This window comes from Stenotrophomonas sp. SrG (assembly GCF_050031795.1).
Classification (GTDB): Bacteria; Pseudomonadota; Gammaproteobacteria; order Xanthomonadales; family Xanthomonadaceae; genus Stenotrophomonas; species Stenotrophomonas rhizophila_A.
Map to the genome: position 1 here is coordinate 1 of NZ_JBNBBE010001591.1, position 232 is coordinate 232.

The window sequence follows — 232 nt, forward strand, 5'->3', positions numbered from 1 at the left end:
CCCCGCCGTCGCCCCAGCCGCTGGTGCTCGACGAAGGCCACCCTATCGGCACCGGGGCAATCGACCAGGGCGCGGCCAGCCTGGCCCTGGATGAGATGGCCAAGCGCACCGGGCGCCTGCAGATCCAGATCGCCGCCGCCTACCGCGCGGTGGACAAGGACAACCTGGGCAACCTGCTGCCCAAGGAAGCCATCGACGTGGCCGCGCGGGTCAGCAAGCAGCTGCGCGCGTT

At 71.6% G+C, this 232-nt stretch carries 1 pseudogene; it reads left to right on the forward strand.

Features of this window, described 5'->3' with window-relative positions:
- Positions 1-232: pseudogene (locus ACQG3P_RS24735) on the forward strand (ATP-dependent DNA helicase DinG); the annotation flags it as partial.